Below are 6,897 nucleotides of genomic sequence, written 5' to 3' on the forward strand. Positions count from 1 at the left end.
CCCGCTACCCCGGACAGCTCGTCACCCCCTCCCGCCGCCGCGGACAACTCGCCGTCATCCCCCGCCACCATCGGCGGACCCTGCCCGTCCTCGATCACGTTCCCTCCACAACCACGACTCAGACCTTGACGTTGCCGACCTGCGATGCCAGCATCACGGTAATCCAATGTTTACGTAAACAGGAGCGGTTGGCCACTGCTGATGGTTACGTAACCATCGCCTCGCCGCAAACCCGTGGCGTGGCTGTGACGCCGAGCGAAGGGATGAGCCATGGCGGTCCTCTCGCCTCCATCGGCCGCGGGTCGGCCCGCCACCGGGCGGGGGCACCGCGGCAGGGGGCGCGTCGGTAGGCGGCGATTGGCCGGCTGGGGCTTCGTCGCCCCGTTCCTGGCGGTCTTCGTCCTCGTGTTTCTGGCGCCGATCGTCTACTCGATCCATCTGAGCCTCTTCCGGGACCAGTTGATCGGCGGCAACCACTTCGTCGGCCTCGACAACTACAAACAGGCGTTCCAGGACCACGAGTTCTGGTCGGGCCTGTCCCGCGTCGGGCTCTTCCTCGTCGTCCAGGTGCCGATCATGCTCGGCATCGCCCTGCTGGTCGCGCTGGCACTGGACAGCGGGCGCCTGTACGGGCGGAGCTTCTTCCGGATCTCGATCTTCCTGCCGTACGCGGTGCCCGCGGTGGTCGCCACCTTGATGTGGGGCTTCATGTACGGCAAGGAGTTCGGCCTGGTCGCGAGCATCAACGAGCACCTGCACACGTCGATCCCCGACCCGCTCTCCCCCGGCTGGGTGCTGGCCAGCATCGGCAACATCGTCACGTGGGAGTTCGTCGGCTACAACATGCTGATCTTCTACGCCGCGCTGCGGGTCATCCCGGAGTCGCTCTACGAGGCCGCCGAGATCGACGGCGCGGGCCAGTGGCGGGTGATCCGGTCGATCAAGATCCCGGCGATCCGCGGCGCACTGGTCATCGCCACGATCTTCTCGGTCATCGGCAGCTTCCAGCTCTTCAACGAGCCGAGCATCCTCAAGAGCCTGGCGCCCAACGCCATCACCACGTACTTCACCCCGAACCTGTACACCTACTCGCTGTCCTTCTCCGGCCAGCAGCACAACTACGCCGCGACGGTCGCGATCGTCATGGGAGTCGTCACGATGATCGTCGCCTACGTCGTGCAGCTGCGCGGCATGCGAAAGGAGGCGTGAGCGATGGCCGCCGACACCGCCGTGCCGGGCACGGAACCCGCGCCGCGGACCAGGACCCGCCCGCTGCCGCGCACGTTCCGCTCCTCCCGTCGCCACGCCCCCGGGAAGCCGCGGCGCAGCGTGCTGCTGACCGTGCTGACCGCGATCGTGGTGCTGTACTCCCTGGTGCCGCTGGTCTGGCTGGTCATCAACGCGTGCAAGACCCAGCCGAAGCTGCTCGACTCCTTCGGCCTGTGGTTCAGCGGCCGCTTCGCGCTGTGGGACAACATCCGGGAGACGTTCACCTACAACGACCACATCTTCGTCCGGTGGCTGCTCAACACCCTGCTGTACGTGGTGCTCGGGGCCGGCGGCGCGACGTTCCTGGCGGTGCTCGGCGGCTACGGGCTGGCGAAGTTCGACTTCGCCGGGCGGCGGGCGGTGTTCGCCGTGGTGATCGGTGCGGTCGCGGTGCCGAGCGCGGCGCTGGCGGTGCCGACGTTCCTGATGTTCAGCAAGATGGGGCTGACCGACACCCCGTGGGCCGTGATCATCCCGTCGCTGATCTCGCCCTTCGGCCTCTACCTGATGTGGGTGTTCGCCGCCGAGGCGATCCCCGACGAACTGCTGGAAGCCGCCCGGATGGACGGCTCCGGAGAGTTGCGCACCTTCTTCCGGATCAGCCTGCCGCTGCTGGCTCCCGGCATCGTCACGGTGCTGCTCTTCACCACGGTCGCGACCTGGAACAACTACTTCCTGCCGCTGATCATGATCAAGAACCCGGACTGGTACCCGCTGACCATCGGCCTGAACTCCTGGAACGCACAGGCGGCCACGGCCGGCGGCCAGCCGGTGTTCAACCTGGTCATCACCGGGTCACTGCTGACCATCGTCCCGCTCATCGCGGCCTTCCTCCTGCTACAGCGCTACTGGCAGTCCGGACTGGCCGCCGGAAGCGTGAAGGAGTGACCGCCGGCGCTCTCCCGAACCGCAGCGCCCTCCCTGTTTTCCCCTGGCTCCCCCCGCTCCCCCGTTCCGGGACATCACGTACAAACGGAGTGAAATGAGATGACGAACACACCACTTCGCCGCTGGGCGCCCGCGGTCGCGCTCCTCGCCGCCGGCGCACTGGGGCTCACCGCATGCGGGTCCTCCGGCGACTCCGGGTCGAAGGGCGGCGACTCCGGCGCGGGCGCGGTCAAGTCGGCCCTGGCCAAGGGCGGCACCCTCACGGTGTGGGCCTGGGAGCCCACCCTCAAGCAGGTGGTCACCGACTTCCAGGCCAAGTACCCCAAGGTGCACATCAAGTTGGTGAACGCCGGCACCGGCAACACCCAGTACACGGCGCTGCAGAACGCCGTCCAGGCGGGCAAGGGCGTGCCCGACGTCGCGCAGATCGAGTACTACGCGCTCAGCCAGTTCGCGCTCGGCAAGTCCGTCGCCGACCTGAGTGCCTACGGGGCCAAGGACCTGGCCAAGACCTATTCCCCGGGCCCGTGGAACTCCGTGAACATCAACGGCGGCATCTACGGCCTGCCGATGGACTCCGGTCCGATGGCGCTGTTCTACAACAAGAAGGTCTTCGACAAGTACAAGCTGCCGGTCCCCACCAGCTGGGACCAGTACCTCGACGACGCCCGCAAACTCCACAAGGCCGACCCCAAGGCGTACATCACCAGCGACACCGGTGACGCGGGCATGGCCACCAGCCTGATCTGGCAGGCCGGCGGCAAGCCGTACAAGGTCGACGGCACCAAGGTCTCGGTCGACTTCGGCGGCGACGCGGGCACCGCGGCGTACACGAAGGTGTGGCAGCAGTTGGTCTCCGAGCACCTGCTGTCGCCGGTCGTCGGCTGGAGCGACCAGTGGTACAAGGGCCTGGCCAACGGGACCATCGCCACGCTGGCGACCGGCGCGTGGATGCCCGCCAACTTCAGTTCCGGCGTGGCCTCGGCGTCCGGTGACTGGCGGGCGGCGCCGCTGCCGCAGTGGCAGGCCGGGCAGAACGCCAGCGCCGAGAACGGCGGCAGCTCGCTCGCGGTCACCAAGGCCGGCAGCAACCAGGCCCTCGCGTACGCCTTCCTGCAGTACGCGAACCAGGGTGCCGGTGTGCAGGCCCGGATCAAGGGCGGCGCGTTCCCCGCGACCACCGCGGATCTGGACTCGCAGGCGTTCCTCGACACGAAGTTCCCGTACTTCGGCGGGCAGCAGGCCAACAAGATCTTCTCGCAGTCCGCGAAGAACGTGCTGCCCGGCTGGTCGTACCTGCCGTACCAGGTCTACGCGAACTCGATCTTCAACGACACCGTCGGCAAGGCGTACGTGTCCTCCACCTCGCTGACCGACGGGCTCAAGGCGTGGCAGGACAAGTCCGTCTCCTACGGCAAGCAGCAGGGCTTCAGCATCGGCTGACGCCTTGTACGGAGCCGAGCGGCGGGGCCCGGTGCGTGGGGCCCCGCCGCTCGGCGCTTGCGGCGTGGCCGTCGTCAGGTGCCCCGCGCCCGACGTGTCCGGCGGGCGATGCCGGGCCAAGTCCGCGTGCGGACCGTATGATTGCGCGATCACACAGCGCCGTCCCTTGCCGCTCGCCGGACCGGGCCGGGGCGTCCGAGGATGACGACCAGCGCGGCTGCCGCACCCCGGCGGCCGCGGCAGCGAGGTGTTCGACCGCGGTGAGCGACAGCACGAAGGCCGGGCGGTCCCGGCGCGGCGCCCCTGATCAGTCCCGGGCGACAGGCGTGTCCCGCAAGAAGCCGGCCGCCGAACCGGCCGCGGAAGATGCCCGGCGAAGGCGCGGCGCGTCCATGGGCGATGTCGCGAAGCTCGCCGGGGTGTCGGCCCAGACGGTCTCCCGGGTCTCGAACGGCTTCCCGGGAGTGGTGGACTCCACCCGGCAACAGGTGCTCGCGGCCATGAAGGAACTCGGCTACCGGCCGAACAGCGCGGCTCGCGCACTCAAGCGCGGCGAGTTCCGCACGCTGGGCGTCATCCTGTTCAACATGTCGACCACCGGCAACATGCGCACCCTGGAGGCGGTCGCGACGTCGGCCGCCGAGGAGGGCTACGCCACCACTTTGCTGCCGGTGACCGTGCCGACGCAGGACGAGGTACGCGGGGCGTTCACCCGGCTCGGCGAACTCGCCGTGGACGGCATCGTGATCATCATGGAAGTGCATCTGCTGGACACGGCCACCGTGACGCTGCCACCCCACGCACAGGTGGTCGTGGTCGATTCCAACGCCGGCGACCGCTACAGCGTGGTCGACACCGACCAGGCGGGCGGCGCCGAGGCGGCCGTACGGCATCTGCTCGACCTGGGTCACGCCACGGTGTGGCACGTGGCCGGGCCGGAGGAGTCGTTCGCCGCGGAGCGCCGCGTCGCCGGCTGGCGCGCGGTGTTGGCCGCGGCGGGCCGGACCGAGCCGGAGGTCCTGCGCGGCGACTGGTCGGCGGAGTCGGGATACCGGGCCGGGCGCGAACTCGCGGCGGACCCGGGGTGCACGGCGGTGTTCGTGGCCAACGACCAGATGGCGCTGGGCGTTTTGCGGGCGCTGCACGAGGCGGGCCGGCGGGTGCCGGCGGACGTGAGCGTCGTCGGCTTCGACGACATCGCGGAGGCCGCGTCCTACCTGCCGCCGCTGACCACCGTCCACCAGGACTTCGCCGAGGTCGGCCGCCGCTGCGTGGCGACCGTGCTCCGGCAGATCCGCAACAACGAGGCGCAGCACGGCACCGACCTGGTGCCGACCCGGCTGGTCGTCCGCAGCAGCACGGCGCCGCCCGGTACCGCTCCTCGCTGAGCGCGCCGGCTCGTCACGGGCCGGCCCGAAGAACCCCGCGCGCCCGTGGGCTGCCACCCACGCCCGCCGGCAGGAGCCTTGACACGACACTCCCCGCTGGTCAGACTCATGTCAGGCGAATGGTTACGCAAACATCGATCATGCGACCATCGATCTTCGAACGACCAAGGCGGAGGACCTGGACGCCATGCCCGTACTGCGGATAGACCGGGAAGGGTTCCGTCTCGACGGCGAGCCCTTCCGCATCATCTCCGGGGCCCTGCACTACTTCCGTGTGCACCCGGGCCAGTGGCGGGACCGCCTGCGCAAGGCCCGGCTGCTCGGCCTCAACACCGTGGACACCTACGTGCCGTGGAACCTCCACGAGCCGCGGCCGGGCGAGTTCCGGGCCGACGGCGACCTGGACCTGGAGCGCTTCTTGCGCCTGGCCCGCGACGAGGGCCTGCACGTCCTGCTGCGCCCGGGCCCGTACATCTGCGGCGAATGGGAGGGCGGCGGGCTGCCGGGCTGGCTGCTGGCGGACCCGGACATACGGCTGCGCAGCACCGATCCGCACTTTCTCGACGCGGTCGAGCGGTTCTTCGCCGCACTGCTGCCGCGGGTGGCCCCGTATCTGGGCACCCGGGGCGGGCCGGTACTCGCGGTGCAGTTGGAGAACGAGTTCGGCGCCTACGGTGACGACCAGCCGTATCTGCGGCGCCTGGCGGAGATGTTGCGGCAACACGGCGTGGACGTGCCGTTGTTCACCTGCGACCAGCCCGGCGACCTCGCCCGCGGTTCGGTGCCCGGGGTGCTCGCGACCGCGAACTTCGGCAGCCGGGTGGCGGAGAACCTCGCCCAGTTGCGCGCGCACCAGCCGGAAGGGCCGCTGATGTGCACGGAGTTCTGGAACGGCTGGTTCGACCGCTGGGGCGGCGTACACGCGGCCAGGCCGGCGGAGAGCGCCGCCGCGGACCTGGACCGGCTGCTGGCGGCCGGGGCGAGCGTCAACCTGTACATGTTCCACGGCGGGACGAACTTCGGCTTCACCAACGGCGCCAACGACAAGCACACTTACCGCCCGACCATCACCTCCTACGACTACGACGCGCCGCTGGACGAGGCCGGCGACCCGACGCCGAAGTACGCGGCCTTCCGCGAGGTCATCGCCAGGTACGCACCGGTCCCCGACGCACCGCTGCCCGAACCCTCGAAGAAGCTCAACCAGCTCGGCGTCCGACTCCCCCAGCGCGCACCGCTGTTCACCCAGCTGCCCGCCCTGGGCACCGCGATTCCCGGCGACCGTCCGCTGACCATGGAAGAGTTGGCGGCCGGAAACGGCGCGGGAAACGGTCTCGGATTCGTGCTCTACCAGACCCGGTTGGACACGCCCGGCCCGGTCCTGCTGCACGCGCCGGGCGTCCGCGACCGCGCCCAGGTCTTCCTCGACGGCCAACCGACCGGCGTCCTGGAACGCGAGAACCACGAGCACTCCCTGGCGTTCACCGTGCCCGAGGGCGGCGCGCGGCTGTCGCTGCTGGTCGAGAACCAGGGCCGGGTCAACTACGGCCAGGCCGTCCACGACCGCAAGGGCCTGCTCGGGCCCGTCACCGCCAACGGCGCCCCGCTGACGGCCTGGTCCAGCCGGTCCCTGCCGCTGGACGACCTGTCCGGCCTCGTCTTCGAGGACGCCGGCCCGCGCCCGGCGGTCGGACCGACCTTCTACCGCGGCGAGTTCGACCTGGCCGAGCCCGCCGACACCTACCTCGAACTGGCCGGCTGGACCAAGGGCTGCGCCTGGGTGAACGGCTTCGCGCTCGGCCGCTTCTGGTCCCGGGGCCCGCAGCGCAGCCTCTACGTCCCCGGGCCGGCGCTGCGTCAGGGCCGCAACGAGATCGTGGTGCTCGAACTCCACGCAGCGGTTCGAGAC

5 protein-coding genes are annotated in these 6,897 nt (G+C 70.0%); all 5 read left to right on the plus strand.

What is annotated here, in order from left to right; genetic code table 11:
• The first annotated feature begins 270 nt into the window (after window positions 1–270).
• Window positions 271–1,209, plus strand: coding sequence for a carbohydrate ABC transporter permease (locus tag AC13HU_RS28260; protein WP_483044790.1), 939 nt, complete (start codon window positions 271–273; stop codon window positions 1,207–1,209).
• Window positions 1,210–1,212: 3 nt separating this feature from the next.
• A complete protein-coding gene (locus tag AC13HU_RS28265) occupies window positions 1,213–2,157 on the plus strand; it encodes a carbohydrate ABC transporter permease (protein ID WP_483044791.1) in 945 nt (314 codons plus the stop codon).
• 99 nt (window positions 2,158–2,256) lie between these two features.
• Window positions 2,257–3,600 carry an ABC transporter substrate-binding protein gene (locus AC13HU_RS28270; protein WP_483044792.1) on the plus strand — a complete coding sequence of 448 codons (1,344 nt, stop codon included), beginning with the start codon at window positions 2,257–2,259 and terminating at the stop codon, window positions 3,598–3,600.
• A 392-nt stretch (window positions 3,601–3,992) separates the two neighbouring features.
• Window positions 3,993–4,988, plus strand: coding sequence for a LacI family DNA-binding transcriptional regulator (locus tag AC13HU_RS28275; protein WP_483044794.1), 996 nt, complete (start codon window positions 3,993–3,995; stop codon window positions 4,986–4,988).
• Between the two features lie 187 nt (window positions 4,989–5,175).
• A partial coding sequence (locus AC13HU_RS28280; protein WP_483044793.1) for a glycoside hydrolase family 35 protein occupies window positions 5,176–6,897 on the plus strand: 1,722 nt, incomplete at its 3' end.

The sequence above is a fragment of the Streptomyces sp. NH27 genome (assembly GCF_056859195.1).

Coding starts and splice junctions, on each gene's coding strand:
- AC13HU_RS28260 (WP_483044790.1), top strand. CDS start 271: ATGGCGGTCCTCTCGCCTCCATCGGCCGCGGGTCGGCCCGCCACCGGG.
- AC13HU_RS28265 (WP_483044791.1), top strand. CDS start 1,213: ATGGCCGCCGACACCGCCGTGCCGGGCACGGAACCCGCGCCGCGGACC.
- AC13HU_RS28270 (WP_483044792.1), top strand. CDS start 2,257: ATGACGAACACACCACTTCGCCGCTGGGCGCCCGCGGTCGCGCTCCTC.
- AC13HU_RS28275 (WP_483044794.1), top strand. CDS start 3,993: ATGGGCGATGTCGCGAAGCTCGCCGGGGTGTCGGCCCAGACGGTCTCC.